Origin of the sequence: Mesorhizobium sp. M0571 (genome assembly GCF_040320985.1) — a bacterium.
In the GTDB taxonomy this organism is placed as follows: domain Bacteria; phylum Pseudomonadota; class Alphaproteobacteria; order Rhizobiales; family Rhizobiaceae; genus Mesorhizobium.
On the sequence record NZ_JAMYQT010000004.1, the window covers coordinates 47,773 to 61,061 of the forward strand.

The following is a 13,289-nucleotide window of genomic DNA, read 5'->3' on the forward strand; positions in this document are numbered from 1 at the left end:
CTCTCTTGTCGGAGCGGTTAGAATCCACTGATTGGCGCGACTTTCGATCCGTCCGAAAACCGCGACCACCGGAAATCCTTTGGATCGACGATCGGCGGCCGTCCGGTGACGATGTCCGCCATCAGCCTGCCTGCCGCCGGGCCGATGCCGAAACCATGGCCCGAGAATCCGGTCGCGACATGGAAGCCGGGGACGGCATCGACGGCGGAAATGACAGGGACGGCGTCGGGCGTGACGTCGATATAGCCGGCCCAGCGCTGCGCGATCTCTGCCTTGTCCAGAACCGGAAATGCCTTGCGGGCGTTCGAAAGGACACGCTCGGAGCTTTTCTTCGACGGCTTGGGGTCGAGCACGCGATAGTATTCGAAAGGACTGGCCTCATCCATTGCCCAACGGGTCGGCACTCTTGCCTCTTCGAGGAAACGGCCTCCCAGACGGAAATTCAGCGATCGCCACTCCATCTTCCAGGCCGGAAGAAAATCGCGCGCGTACCGAAAGGAGTTCGGCACGATATCGACGACATTGGTGGTGCTGGAGGCGATGGTATATCCGCCATCCTGGCGCTTGCGCATGGCGAAATTGTTTGCCCACACGGCCTGTTCCGGTCCGTTTTCGACCGGCGTCGTGCGAAGAACTGTGTTCATGACTTTCAGCTGCGGCAGGTCAAGGTCAAGCGTTCCGCAAAACAGGTTCGACCAGGCCCCTCCGGCAAGGACGACCGCCTTGCAGGCAATGAAGCCACGTTCGGTCACGACGCCCGAGACGGCGCCGTTGGTCGTCTCCACGCCACGCACCGCGCACTCCGTTAGAATGGCGGCGCCGCGCTCACGCGCTGCTTCGGCAATCGCCGGAGCGGCCTTCTGCGGCTCGGCGCGACCGTCGGCGGGTGTGTACAGCGCTCCTTTGACGTCGAGATTGGAGCCGGGGAGGAGCTCACGCAATTGCGTCGCACCGATCATTCGCGACTCGAGCTGATAACCTTCGAGATGACGTCCCCAGCGTTCGTGCTGTTCGTATTCCTTGTCGTTCGCGCAGGTGAACACAATTCCGGCGCGCGTGTAGCCTGTATCTCGGCCCGTACGTTCGGAGAGCCTCGTCCAGATGCGCAGTGCTTCCGCCATCAGCGGGATCTCGCGCGGATCCCGACGGGAGATGCGTACCCAGCCCCAGTTGCGGCTGGACTGCTCCTGGCCGATTCCTCCCTTTTCGCACAACGCTACCCGCAAACCGCTTTCTGCGAGTTCCAGCGCCGAGGAGGCGCCGATGATGCCGCCGCCGATGACGACGCAATCCACCTCCTTTGGCAGTTCAATATCTCCATGAACGGGGACGACGAACGGTCCGGGCATGCTCAGTAGAGCTCCTCGAGCTGGCAATTGATGGAGAATTCCGCGACGCTCGCATGGTCGGGCAGGTCGAGGAGCAAGCCGATGGTCCGTGCGAGATCATCGGGATCGGTCATCAGCGCGTCGGCGCGATCGGTGATGCTGCGCGCCATATCGGTGGCGACGAAACCGGGGCAGACGGCAGTGGCTCGAATTCCAAGATCCCACCCCGCCTGTCGGATGCCGTGGGAAAGGGCGACGGCAGCAAACTTCGAGATCGAATAGGCGCCGGCCCTCGGGGACTTGACCCGCTTGCCCGACAGCGAGGCGAGAATTATGACACGGCCTGCTCGACTTGCCGCAAGCCACTCCCATGACGCGCGCACCAGACGGCGCGGAGCCTTGACGTTGATCTCGAACATGAGATCGAGATCCGCGTCGTCGATGTCGATGACCGACTTCGGAATCATAATGCCGGCACAGGCAATGACTGCGTCGATCCGGCCGAAGCCATCGATGGTACCGTCGATCCACGCCCGTTCGGCGTTGGCCGCCGTGGCCTCATAGGAGAATACGCGGACGCGCTCGTTGTCGGCCCAGTCAGGCTGCACCGGTTCGCGCATGCCGAGCGACAGTGACCAGCCCGTTTCAAACAGGTGCCGGGCGCAAGCCGCACCAATGCCGCGGCTGGCACCGGACACGAGAGCCACACGCTGGCCGGCTCGGCTTCTTGCCGGTTCCCTCATTGGTCGAGTCCCGCGGTGCGGCGGTAGACGCGCCGCAATATGTCGAGCAGACGCTTCTGGTCTTTCTCGGGCACACCGGCGAAGAAATCGCTGGATTGTTTGGTGGCGATCTTGCGCACCTTGCGGGCGAGGTCCGCTCCTTTTTCGGTGATATGGAGCTCCTGCGCGCGTCCGTCATCCGTTGCGGCCTCACGCGTCAGAAGATCGTGCTCGATCATCTGGTCGACCAGCCTGCCCATGGCGGAACGATCGCGCATAATGAGCTGCGCGATGACAGATGGCCGTATCCCCGGATGGCTGTCGACAAGAAGCAGGGTGGTGATCTTGCCGGTTCCCCGAGCCACATCGAGACCCTCCAGGCGGTCATCGAGATCACGAGAAAGGGCGATATTGATGCTTCGGATATAGAAGCTCAACGTGTCTTCGAGGACATCGAGCCCTACCGTCTCGACAGTGTGAGGAGGGCCTTTCTTCTTCTTCGGCAACGGACACTCTCCTGAGGCTTGGCAGCCTGCGTCGAGATCACCGGCAGCCTCGAAAATCGGGGTTGCCGCGGGCCTTCGAAGGCATAGTTGAGCGGGTAGTGGACAATTGCAACTACTTTTGATGGACAAACGCAACTATCTTGCCCTGCAGAAGGGTCCGAGGTGCGCGCGCGCAGTTCGATCGAGACAAGGCCTTGCGGCCGCGCGCCGACCTAAAGCGCGTCGCCTCTGAAGGGATTCACGCGACTTGCTTTTGTTATCCCAAAATCGCTGCGCACCCTCGGTTCAAGACCGAGGGGCATGCTTTTGGGCGACATGCATTAGGCGGCGGGGACCCATTCCTTGCCGGGAATGGCAGAGATGAGTTGCTGGGTATAGGCATGACGTGGCGACCGGAATATCTGCCAAGGCGGACCGGATTCCACGACTTCGCCGCGGTTCATGACCAGAATCTCGTCGCAGATGCGGCTTGCCACCCTCAGGTCGTGAGTGATGAAGATCATGGCGATCTTCATTTCTTCCTGGATGCTGGCCAGCAGATCGAGGATCTGCGCCTGGATGGAGACATCGAGAGCGGAGACCGCCTCGTCGGCGACCAGGACCTTGGGGTCCATCATCAGGGCGCGTGCGATGCCGATCCGCTGACGCTGGCCGCCTGAGAACTCATGCGGAAAGCGGTCATAGGCACCCTCGTCGAGCCCAACCAGCCGAAGCAGTTGCAGCGCCTTCGCACGCGCCTCCCGAGCAGACAGGCCATGCGCCATCGGGCCGACGGTGAGGATCTTGGCGATCGTCTGCCGCGGATTGAGCGAGGCGAACGGATCCTGGAAGATCATCTGGATGTGCGGCCGCATCGGCCGGAACTCGGAAGCCGAAAGTGCGGCGATATCCTTGCCGTCGAACAGGATCGCGCCGCCATCGCAGTCCAGGAGTTTCAGCAGGAGGCGGCCCAGCGACGATTTCCCCGAGCCGGACTCGCCGACGATGCCGAGCGTTCTGCCCTGGCGGACCTCAAAGCTGACCTGCTTGACGGCGTGCACGATGCGGGACCGCGAGAAGAAGCCGATGCCCGGCCGGTAGGTCTTGTCGAGCTTCTGCACCTCCAGCACAATCGGAGCATCGCCGCGCGACTTCGTCTCATTCTCGATCATATGCGGGACGGCGGCGATCAGTCGTTTGGTGTAGGGATGGCTTGGATTGCCAAGCACGTCGGAAGCGACGCCTTGTTCGACCATCGCGCCTTTCTCCATGACGATGACGCGATCGGCGATTTCTGCGACGACGCCAAAATCGTGCGTGATGAACATCACGCTCATGTTCTTTTCGCGCTGCAGCCGCCGGATCAACGCAAGGATCTGCGCCTGGGTGGTGACGTCGAGAGCCGTCGTCGGCTCGTCGGCGATCAGCAGATCGGGCCCGAGCGCGAGCGCCATGGCGATCATGACGCGCTGGCGTTGCCCGCCAGAGAGTTGGAACGGATACTGGTGCCGCAGAACCTCCGGCTCCGGCAGGCCGACTTCGCCGAGCAGATCGACAACCGCCTTCGTGCGGGTCGCCGAAGTGCCTGCGTGGTGCGCTTCCATGACCTCCGCAATCTGCTGGCCGACGGTCATCAGCGGATTGAGCGCCGAAAGCGGATCCTGGAAGACGATGGAGACCGAACGGCCCCTGAGGCCGCGCAGAACATCTTCCCGTGCGCTGGCCAGATCGTGGCCCTTGAACCGGATGCTCCCCTGCGTGATCCGCACCGAAGATGGCAGCAGGCCCATGATCGCATTTGCGGTGACCGACTTGCCGGAGCCGGACTCGCCGACGATGCAGAGCATCTCACCCCTCCGCATGTCGAAGGATATGTTTTCGACTGCGTTCTCCCGCTCCATATTCGCGGGCAGGCGGACAGTCAGATTTTGAACAGAGAGAACAGTTTGCTCACTCGGCGCTCGGGGTGTCGTTTCGCTCGGCGACATTGCTGGCCTTTCGAAATCCAATGATCTGACTGCGCATACTAGGCGCACGTCCTACGGTCAGCGCAAGCCCCGACGACCATTTCATTCGTCGGCTAGCCGACGAACCATTGCGTCTGAAGTCGCGTAATATGCGGTCTCGAACTGGCAGAGGGACCGTGCCCCTAAAGTCCGCATTTGAGCCTGGAGCAGGCAGCGCGCCCTAGTTGGCTTGAACCTCGGTCTTGGTCGTGGTTTGCAACAGCACTGCGAGGTCGCGCCAAAAAACCAGACGATTTCGGCCGCTGGCGCGCCATTCGCCGACTAGGCAGGTGAAGATCTGGCCCGGCCCAGATCGTGGATCGCGGCTTGTATGTCGCGGGCGAATTCGCGCCCAAAGCGCGATTGCGGCAAGGTGGTGCTTGTCACGAGCACGATATCGAGCGCTGAGCGGGGCTGGAACGGCAACACTTTCAGGTTTCCGAGGTTCGCCCAGGGAACCAGCCCATCGACCAACGCAATACCCAGTCCAGCCGCCACAAGAGGCGCGGCCGCGATCGACAGGCTTATTTCAATCTGTGGATCGCAGACGTGTCCCTGGTCCTGAAACACGCGCGCAAGCATCTGGCCGGCAGGTGTGTTCCTGCCGTAACTGATCAAGGTCTGGTCAGTCAGATCGGCCGGCGTAGCAACCTCGAGCTTTGCGAGCGGCGATTCCGGCAGGACCAGTGCGACGATGTTCGCCGCGCCGACAACCTCATTGCGGATCTGCGGCTGGGGCAGGGTGGTCATGGTCAGGCCAAGATCGATGTCGCCGATCAGGATGCGCTCGGCAATCTCCTCCGCCGGTAGCGTCTGAAGGACCAGGCGTGCCCCGGGATTGCGCCGGCGGAAGCGCTGGGTGGCGGCCGGCAGCAGCGCGAAGGTCGGCGGCGCGCTGGCTGCGACGCGCAGCAGGCTCAACTGCTTGTCGCGAATTCGGTTCGAATAGATCTTCAGCACTTCGATCTCGCGGAAAATCCGGTCGGCGTCGCGAAACAGCAGATGCGCCTCTGGTGTAGCCACGAGGCGGCCGCCTATGCGTTCGAAGAGCTTGTAACCGATCACGATTTCGAAATGCCTGAGCATCTTGCTCACCGCGGGTTGGGAAACATGCAAGGCTTCCGCGGCCGCGGTAAGCGAATTGTGGCGCATGATAGCGCGGAAGACTTCGAGATGCTTGGCGTTCATGGCCCAGCATAACCAAAAGTTCTGGATGGCAAAACACATAGTATTGGTGGCGGACGCGGCGGGCTGAGAAGATCATGGGGTGGCAGACAGCCAGATCCGAAGGAGGATCCCCCATGACGTCAAACGAAAGCGGCCGTTTCCGGCGCCTTGGCGAGGAAGACAGGCCGAGGCTCGTCTTTTCGATCGACGGCCAGCCGGCTGAAGGCTGCAAGGGCGACACGCTGCTGGTGGCGATGCTCACGCAGATCCGTCATTTGCGAAGTTCCGAGTTCGGCGATGGCGATCGTGCCGGCTTTTGTCTGATGGGCGCCTGCCAGGATTGCTGGCTATGGACCGACACAGGCGAGCGCTTGCGCGCCTGCACCACGTCGCTTGCCGCAGGCATGCGCATTGCCACCAAAGCTCCGGAGCAGGCATGGCCGAGCCTCGCATAGCGCCCGATCCTCGCATAGTGATTGTCGGCGCCGGTCCAGCGGGCGTACGTGCCGCCGAGACGCTGGTTACATCAGGCGTTCGGCCGATCGTGATCGACGAAGGCGGCCGTGACGGTGGCCAGATCTACCGCCGCCAGCCGGAGGGTTTTCGCCGCTCCTACGCCTCGCTCTACGGATCGGAAGCCGGCCGTGCCGAGGATCTGCACCGCAGCTTCGACGCCTTGCGCGATCGCATCGACTATCGACCCGAGACGCTCGCCTGGGGGATATGGGAAAAGCAGCTGCATCTCCTTCAGGGGCCCCGGACCAGTGCGGTCGATTTCGATGCGCTGATCATCGCCTCGGGGGCAACCGACCGCCTGATGCCGGTGCGGGGCTGGAACCGGGCCGGTGTCTACAGCCTGGGCGCCGCGCAGATTGCGTTGAAGTCACAGGCCGCCGTGATCGGCAGGCGCGTCGTGTTCATGGGAAGTGGACCGCTGCTCTATCTCGTGGCGGCACAATATTCGAAGGCCGGCGCCGAAGTGGCCGCGGTGCTCGATACCTCGCCTTTCCGCCTGCGGGTCAAGGCACTGCCCAAGCTGATCGCCCGCCCGGACGTCCTGCTGAAGGGACTTGCCCTCACCATGAAGCTTCGCCGTGCCGGCATCGAGATCGAAACCGGCATCACGCCGGTCGAGATCGAAGGCCGGCCTGAGATTGGCGTCGAGACGATCCGCTTCCGCACCGGCACAGGGCAGGTCAGGGCGATTGCCTGCGACGCCGTCGCGCTCGGCTATCATTTGCGTCCGGAGACGCAACTGGCGGACCTTGCCCGTTGTGAGTTCCGTTTCGATGCGCAGACACGCCAGTTCTTTCCGGTAAAGGACGTCGACGGCCGCAGCAGCGTGGCGGGTGTCTATTTGGCCGGCGATGGCGCCATGACACTCGGAGCCGACGCGGCCGAGGCCGCGGGGCGTCTGACCGCGCTCGCGGTGCTGTCCGATTTGGGACGCCCGGTCGCGTCGCGCGATGTCGCCCGCCTTCGCCGCCGCCTGCGTATTTTCGAGCGGTTTCGGGGTGGCATCGCCGCTGCTTTTCCATGGCCTGCCGCAGCAGCCGCCGCTCTCAGCGAAGACACTGTGGTCTGCCGCTGCGAAAACATCACCGCCGGTGAACTGCGTGCCGCCGTCTCCGATAATGGCGCTGTCGAGGTCAATCGCGCCAAGGCCTTCAGCCGTGTCGGCATGGGCCGATGCCAGGGCCGCTATTGCGGACATGCCGCGGCCGAAGTGATCGCCGCTTGTGCCGGCATCCCGGTTGAAGCGGTTGGCCGCATCCGTGGCCAGGCGCCGGTGAAGCCCCTCGTCATCGGTGCCGAGAGCGACACGGAGCAGGCAGCATGAAGCCGCTGCAGGCCGATGTGATTGTTATTGGCGGCGGCCTGATGGGAACCGCCGCGTCGTTCTTCCTGCGCCGGCGTGGGCGTTCGGTCACCTTGCTCGAACGGGGACTGCTCGGCCAGCAGGCGAGCGGGGTCAATTTTGGCAATGTGCGGCGGCAGGGACGCTTTCTGCCGCAGCTCCCCCTGGCCAATCGTTCTCGCGAAATCTGGGGCAGACTGAAGGAATTGCTTGGCGAAGACGCCGAGTTCCTGGCGACCGGCCATATCCGCGTCTGTTACGATCCCAGGCAGATCGGAGTGATCGAAGCCTATGCGCAAAAGGCGCGCGACTATGGCCTCGACCTGGAACTGTTGAGCGCCAACGAGCTCAGGGCGCGCTTCGGCTTTTTCGGACCTGAGGCGATTGCCGGCTCCTATTCGCCGAATGACGGCCACGCGAATCCGCGGCTTGCGGCACCCGCCTTCGGGCGCGCTGCCGCTCGAGCCGGCGTTGCCGTGTTCGAGAACACCGAGATCATCTCGATCGCCAAGCCAGGCGATGATTTCCAGGCGATCGCAACGGACGGGAGGATATTCAGCGCGCCGATTGCGCTGGTTACCGCCGGAGCCTGGGGTGGGGCCCTGTCACAGCAGTTCGAAGAGCCGGTTCCCATCGCCGTGCACGGGCCGCAAATGGCGGTGACGGAACCTTTGCCCTACCGTCTCAGACCGGTGATCGGCGTATCGACTGCAATTCCGCAAGAGGTCGTCTATCTGCGGCAGGTCGAACGCGGCAATGTCGTCTTCGGCGGCGGCACGCGCGGCCCGGCCTTTGCCGACATAAGGCGCGCCTATGCGGTGCCGGGTCATCTCGGCAACCAGCTTCGGCAGATCCGGCGCCTGGTGCCGGCGCTCGCCAACATGCGGGTCATCCGCACCTGGAGCGGCATCGAGAGCTACTTGCCTGACGATATTCCCATCATGGGGCCTAGCGCTCGGGTGTCCGGGCTCTATTACGCCTTCGGTTTTTGCGGCCATGGCTTCCAGCTCGGCCCAGGGGTCGGTGACGTCATGGCCGAACTGATCGACCGGGGCTCCACCACGACACCGATCGAGCCATTCCACATCAAGCGGTTTGCGGCCGAGGCCGCTCGCCTGGTTTCAACCTGAATCCATCAAGGAGAAAATCGAGATGTCAGTTGTATCCGCCGTCCGCCCGGCCACCGGGCAAGCCAGCGAAGAGACGCGACGCTTCCACGACGAAATATTCGTCTTCGACGCGCTGTCCATCGCGTATGTGCTGGAGGACAAATATGCCGAACGGACCCTGGCCGGCGGGGTCAACGCGACCAATGTCACCTTCGCCCTGGAGGAGAATTGGGATGTCGTGATGCGCAATGCGGAGCGCTATCTCTCGATGATCGAGAAGAGCGCCTGCCTGAAACTCTGCCTGACGGCCGACGACATGCTGGCGGCGAAGCGGGCCGGCAAGCTTGGCGTCGTTTTCGGCACCCAAGGCGCGACCATGCTGGACGATCAGCTTTGGCGGCTGGAACTGCTGACCAGGATGGGGCTTCGCGTGCTCGGCCTTGCCTACACGACAGCCAATATCTTCGGCGACGGATGCGGCGAAAGGCGCGATGCCGGCCTCAGCTATCTTGGCGAGGAACTGGTGGCGTTGGCAAACACCCTGCCGTTGATGATCGACCTTTCGCATTGCGGCCATCGTACGCGCGCCGAGACCACTGCACTGGCCCGGGCGCCGGTCTGTACGCATTCTAATGCCGACGGGCTGCGGTCGAACGGCCGCAACACCGAGGACAGGACGGTCAAGGCGATGGCCGAGAAAGGCGGCATGATCGGCGTCTGCGGCTTGCCGCAATCGCTGGCGGATGGAACGCCGACGCTGGATGATTTCCTCGATCACGTCGATCATCTGGTCCGGCTGGTCGGCCCCGAGCATGTCGGCATCGGGGTGGACTATGTCGAGAAGTACCAAGAGCAGGCGTCGGTCATCGCACCGCCGAGCGTCGTCACCTGGCGCACCCGCCGCCCCGACATTTTCGGGCCGCTTTCGAGCTTTGGCCGGCAGTCCTACCCGGTCGGCATCGAGACGGTCACCAAGCTGCCGAACCTGACGCAGGGCCTTCTCGACCGCGGCTACGGTCGCGAACAGACGGCGGCGATCATAGGCGGCAACTGGCTGAAAACCTTTCGCCACTTTTGCGGATGATCGCGGGACAAGCCGCCCTGCGCGGGGTACCGCGACATAGCGGCGAGCGATGTCAGTTGTGCGTGACTGCCGACTGAAGCAGGGGTTGCAGCGCGTCGACATCTTCCATCATTTGCGATCTCAACCAATTGGCGATTTCCGCCACGACGGGTCGAAGGGGCCTCGAACGCGGAGCGATCAGACGGTGGTGACGCCCCGTGTTGATGAGGCGATCCGATGCTGGAACCAGTATCCCTTTCAGCAGTGCGGTCGAGGTGACACTGAGCCAGCCAAGCGCGACACCTTCGCCGTTGAGAGCCGCCTGAAGGATGACCGCGTAGTCGGAGAACTCCAGCCACGTTCCCTTGGCAGTCTTGCGGTTCGCCACGTTTCCCCACACGTCGGCCCATTGCTGCAGACGGTGATCGGTAAGATGCAAGAAGACGTGGCCGTCGCCGTCGCCATCGTGATCAAGCTTGCCGTGGGCGCGAAGGTAGGAAGGACTGCATACCGGAAGGATGATTTCCGGTGAAAAGTCCCACCGGTGATACTGAGTATCATCGTCGCCAACGATCCGCGTTCCCAGGTCGACATTGTCCGGCATCCCACGCATGACGCCCGCAATCAAATCAAAGCGCAGATCCACGTTCGGAAACGTGGCGTTGAAAGCCCCTAACCTCGATACCAGCCAATGGGTGACGAATGAACTTGAGAGTGACAAGGTAACCAGTGGTTTGCTGGCTTTCTTCTGGTCCTGGATTATCAAAATGGTGTCACGAATCTGGCTGAGTCCCTCACGGACAGAGGCGTAGAGCACCCGGCCGTCATCTGTAAGCGTAAGCCCGGTCGGGCCACGATCGAACAGCCGCATTCCCAGCTCGGCTTCGAACTGGGCGATGGTTCGGCTGACGGAAGGCTGGGTTACATTGAACTCACCGGCAGTGACAGTGAAGCTGCCGGTTCGTGCCGCGGCCTCGAAAACAAACAGGCCTCTCGCGGAGGGGATGAGTTTGGACAATGCCACCATGCGATCACTGTTGTCCCAAGTTGCAACGTCTTCAGGCCAGCATACGATCGGGGGCGTATTTGAAGGGTGAGGGTCTCGCGCCCGATCTTGACCCCGCGGTTAGAGTTTTTGATGCCCGGCCCCGAACTGTTCATCCAGAGGGCATACGTTTTTTATATGCCTTTACACAAATCATATAACCAAAAATTGAAACGGAATGGTGCAATCCGCCGCTGTTTGCTTGCTGAACTCTGCAGCGCGTAAGAGGTGACCGGAGAACCATGGTCATAACCACAGCGTATGCCACCATGTGGTTTTTCAAGCTTCTGAACCGCTCGGAAATGTACAACCATGATTGAAGCGGCAGTGTTCGAGCGGCTCGCAGCCCGCGCTCGAACAGCCCGGTACGTGATGTGCCGGCCCAGGCGGGGCAAGCCGTGGATGCAGGACGATGCGAATGAACCAGCTCACGGAAGGCCAGACCTCGGGGACAAGCGGCGACCCGCTTCTCAGACCGTTCCGGATCAAGAAGCTTGAGTTCCGCAACCGCGTGATCAGCACCAGCCACGCCTCGATGCTGGACGAAGGCGGGATGCCGCTGGAAAGATATCAACGCTACCACGAAGAGAAAGCGCGCGGCGGTCTCGCCATGACGATGATCGGCGGCTCGGCAATGACCTCTCCGGACTCGAGCTGGGGCGGCGGGCAGCTTAATCTGTCCAGCGACGAGATCATCCCGCATCTGCAGTGCCTGGCGCGACGCATCCATCAACATGGTGCGGCCGTGATGTCCCAGGTCTCGCATCTGGGCAGGCGGGCAACGGCATATGCGGGGAACTGGCTGCCCGCGGTTGCCCCGTCACGGATCCGCGAGGCGCGCAACCGAAACTTTCCAAAGGAAATGGATGAGGCAGATATCAGGCGCATCATCAGGGATTACGCCTCTGCCGCTGTCCGGTGCCGTGAGGGCGGCCTCGATGGTGTCGAAACCGTAACGGGTGGCCATCTGATCGGTCAGTTTCTCTCGCCGAGGACGAACAAGCGCACCGACGCCTATGGCGGCTCTGTCGAGAACAGGGCGCGATTTGGCCTGATGGTTCACGAGGCGATCCGCAAGGCTGTCGGCGACGGCATGATTGTCGGCATTCGGTTCGCGATCGACGAGGGCACCGACGATGGCTCGGACTTCGACGACTGTCTCGAGCTTGCCCGTCTGTTCGAGACGGAAGGGCACGTTGATTTCTTCAACTGCATCTACGGGCGCATGGATACGGATCTGGTGTTGGCCGAGCACAACATGCCGGGCATGTTTCAGCGCAGTGCCCCGTTCCTGTCGCAAGTCGCGCGCTTCAGGAAGGAGACCAGACTTCCCCTGCTTCATGCGGCAGGCATCAGGGACGTGGCGACCGCTCGCCATGCGATCCGCGAGAACATCGTCGACCTGATAGGCATGACGCGGGCGCACATCGCCGACCCGGATATCGTCAACAAGATTCTGCGCGGTGAAGAAGAGCGGATCCGTCCATGCGTTGGCGCCACCTACTGCCTCTATAAGAAGGTGAACTGCATCCACAATCCAGTGAGCGGCCGAGAGACCACGCTGAGTTCCACGATCGATCGCGCCGCCAGCTCCAAAAGGATCGTTGTCGTGGGCGGTGGGCCGGCAGGCCTGGAGGCAGCCAGAGTCTCCGCCGAGCGAGGACATTTTGTCATCCTCTTCGAGGCGGGGGCGAAACTTGGAGGGCAGATCCTGGTTGCCGCGTCCGCGACCGAGCGAAGGGATCTGCTCGGTATCGTGGACTGGCGGGCAACCGAGCTTGAGCGCCTCGGTGTCGATGTTCGTCTGAACGCATATGCCGACGCCGATACCGTGCTTGCTGAAGGTCCAGACGTCATTGTGGTGGCAACTGGCGGTGTTCCCGATATGGAATGGCTGGAAGGGGCCGAACTCTGCGACAGTGTTTGGGACCTGCTGACCGGTACGGCATCCAGCAAGGACGATATCCTCATCTATGATGGCACCGGGCGCCAGGCGGCCCCGTCCTGTGCTCTCCAGCTTGCTGGGCAAGGGAAGTCGGTCAGTCTCGCGACCCCTGATGACGCCGTGGCGGTGGAGATGCCTTATCCCGAAAAGGCCAGCTTCCGTAAACGCATCTCGGAACTCGGCATTCGGACGATGGTGGACATCAGGCTGACCAAGGTGGCCCGCCAGGGCAACGGCCTGACAGCAATCTTCCGCAACGAGTTGACGGACACGGAAACGACCTTTGCCGTCTCGCAGGTAGTCATCGAAAATGGGACCATTCCGGCGGAAGAAATTTACCAGGAGCTGAGGTCCAGGTCTGCAAACGATGGGGTGCCCGACGCGTTCTTTGTCAATGATAATCAGGGTGATTTTGTAGAAGAACATCAGGTGGGAAAGTTTAAGCTATATCGTATTGGCGATGCGGTCTCCAGTCGGGATATATATTCCTCGATCTATGACGCTTATCGATTGTGTGCGGAAATTTAAGCTTAAATCGTGCTTACAGTTGCTGGAACTTCC

The 13,289-nt window shown here is 62.0% G+C and carries 11 protein-coding genes and 1 pseudogene; 5 read left to right on the plus strand and 7 right to left on the minus strand.

Annotated elements, in window-relative coordinates:
• Positions 1–17: 17 nt before the first annotated feature.
• From NKI85_RS06615 to NKI85_RS06640, 6 genes and pseudogenes are all read right to left on the minus strand, one after another.
• Complete coding sequence (locus NKI85_RS06615) at positions 18–1,349, minus strand: NAD(P)/FAD-dependent oxidoreductase (RefSeq protein WP_352530225.1); 1,332 nt, start codon at positions 1,347–1,349, stop codon at positions 18–20.
• 2 nt (positions 1,350–1,351) lie between these two features.
• On the minus strand, positions 1,352–2,071 hold the full coding sequence (locus NKI85_RS06620; RefSeq protein ID WP_352530227.1) for an SDR family NAD(P)-dependent oxidoreductase: 720 nt from the start codon (positions 2,069–2,071) through the stop codon (positions 1,352–1,354).
• Positions 2,068–2,556, minus strand: coding sequence for a MarR family winged helix-turn-helix transcriptional regulator (locus NKI85_RS06625; protein WP_352530229.1), 489 nt, complete (start codon positions 2,554–2,556; stop codon positions 2,068–2,070). Before NKI85_RS06625 ends, NKI85_RS06620 begins: the two co-directional genes overlap by 4 nt.
• A 320-nt stretch (positions 2,557–2,876) precedes the next feature.
• Positions 2,877–4,523: an ABC transporter ATP-binding protein gene (locus NKI85_RS06630; RefSeq protein ID WP_502896051.1), complete on the minus strand. Its 1,647-nt coding sequence runs from the start codon at positions 4,521–4,523 to the stop codon at positions 2,877–2,879.
• 300 nt (positions 4,524–4,823) lie between these two features.
• Positions 4,824–5,501: a LysR substrate-binding domain-containing protein gene (locus NKI85_RS06635; protein ID WP_352530286.1), complete on the minus strand. Its 678-nt coding sequence runs from the start codon at positions 5,499–5,501 to the stop codon at positions 4,824–4,826.
• A 57-nt stretch (positions 5,502–5,558) separates the two neighbouring features.
• Positions 5,559–5,768 (minus strand): annotated as a pseudogene (locus NKI85_RS06640) (LysR family transcriptional regulator); the annotation flags it as partial.
• Positions 5,769–5,842: 74 nt separating this feature from the next.
• Between NKI85_RS06640 and NKI85_RS06645 the strand changes: the two are divergent.
• Genes NKI85_RS06645 through NKI85_RS06660 form a run of 4 tightly spaced genes read left to right on the plus strand, consistent with a single transcriptional unit; the run spans position 5,843 to position 9,759 of the window.
• Entirely contained in the window at positions 5,843–6,163 is a 321-nt protein-coding gene (locus NKI85_RS06645; RefSeq protein ID WP_352530233.1) for a (2Fe-2S)-binding protein, read from the plus strand.
• Positions 6,145–7,548, plus strand: coding sequence for an FAD/NAD(P)-dependent oxidoreductase (locus NKI85_RS06650; RefSeq protein WP_352530235.1), 1,404 nt, complete (start codon positions 6,145–6,147; stop codon positions 7,546–7,548). The genes NKI85_RS06645 and NKI85_RS06650 overlap by 19 nt, the downstream gene beginning before the upstream one ends.
• The gene (locus tag NKI85_RS06655) at positions 7,545–8,696 is read left to right on the plus strand and encodes an NAD(P)/FAD-dependent oxidoreductase (RefSeq protein WP_352530237.1); all 1,152 of its coding nucleotides are present in this window, start codon (positions 7,545–7,547) and stop codon (positions 8,694–8,696) included. The genes NKI85_RS06650 and NKI85_RS06655 overlap by 4 nt, the downstream gene beginning before the upstream one ends.
• 22 nt (positions 8,697–8,718) lie before the next feature.
• Positions 8,719–9,759, plus strand: coding sequence for a membrane dipeptidase (locus NKI85_RS06660; protein WP_352530239.1), 1,041 nt, complete (start codon positions 8,719–8,721; stop codon positions 9,757–9,759).
• A 52-nt stretch (positions 9,760–9,811) separates the two neighbouring features.
• Here the strand turns inward: NKI85_RS06660 and NKI85_RS06665 are convergent, their stop codons facing one another.
• Positions 9,812–10,765, minus strand: coding sequence for a LysR substrate-binding domain-containing protein (locus tag NKI85_RS06665; RefSeq protein ID WP_352530241.1), 954 nt, complete (start codon positions 10,763–10,765; stop codon positions 9,812–9,814).
• A gap of 436 nt (positions 10,766–11,201) precedes the next feature.
• On the opposite strand from NKI85_RS06665, the gene NKI85_RS06670 reads away from it, so the two are divergent.
• Positions 11,202–13,256 carry an oxidoreductase gene (locus NKI85_RS06670; protein ID WP_352530243.1) on the plus strand — a complete coding sequence of 685 codons (2,055 nt, stop codon included), beginning with the start codon at positions 11,202–11,204 and terminating at the stop codon, positions 13,254–13,256.
• The last annotated feature ends 33 nt before the right edge of the window (positions 13,257–13,289 follow it).

What these genes read in the sequence shown, in the direction of transcription:
- NKI85_RS06615 (WP_352530225.1), bottom strand. Translation starts at nt 1,349, where the DNA reads ATGCCCGGACCGTTCGTCGTCCCCGTTCATGGAGATATTGAACTGCCA.
- NKI85_RS06620 (WP_352530227.1), bottom strand. Translation starts at nt 2,071, where the DNA reads ATGAGGGAACCGGCAAGAAGCCGAGCCGGCCAGCGTGTGGCTCTCGTG.
- NKI85_RS06630 (WP_502896051.1), bottom strand. Translation starts at nt 4,523, where the DNA reads ATGTCGCCGAGCGAAACGACACCCCGAGCGCCGAGTGAGCAAACTGTT.
- NKI85_RS06645 (WP_352530233.1), top strand. Translation starts at nt 5,843, where the DNA reads ATGACGTCAAACGAAAGCGGCCGTTTCCGGCGCCTTGGCGAGGAAGAC.
- NKI85_RS06650 (WP_352530235.1), top strand. Translation starts at nt 6,145, where the DNA reads ATGGCCGAGCCTCGCATAGCGCCCGATCCTCGCATAGTGATTGTCGGC.
- NKI85_RS06655 (WP_352530237.1), top strand. Translation starts at nt 7,545, where the DNA reads ATGAAGCCGCTGCAGGCCGATGTGATTGTTATTGGCGGCGGCCTGATG.
- NKI85_RS06660 (WP_352530239.1), top strand. Translation starts at nt 8,719, where the DNA reads ATGTCAGTTGTATCCGCCGTCCGCCCGGCCACCGGGCAAGCCAGCGAA.
- NKI85_RS06665 (WP_352530241.1), bottom strand. Translation starts at nt 10,765, where the DNA reads ATGGTGGCATTGTCCAAACTCATCCCCTCCGCGAGAGGCCTGTTTGTT.
- NKI85_RS06670 (WP_352530243.1), top strand. Translation starts at nt 11,202, where the DNA reads ATGAACCAGCTCACGGAAGGCCAGACCTCGGGGACAAGCGGCGACCCG.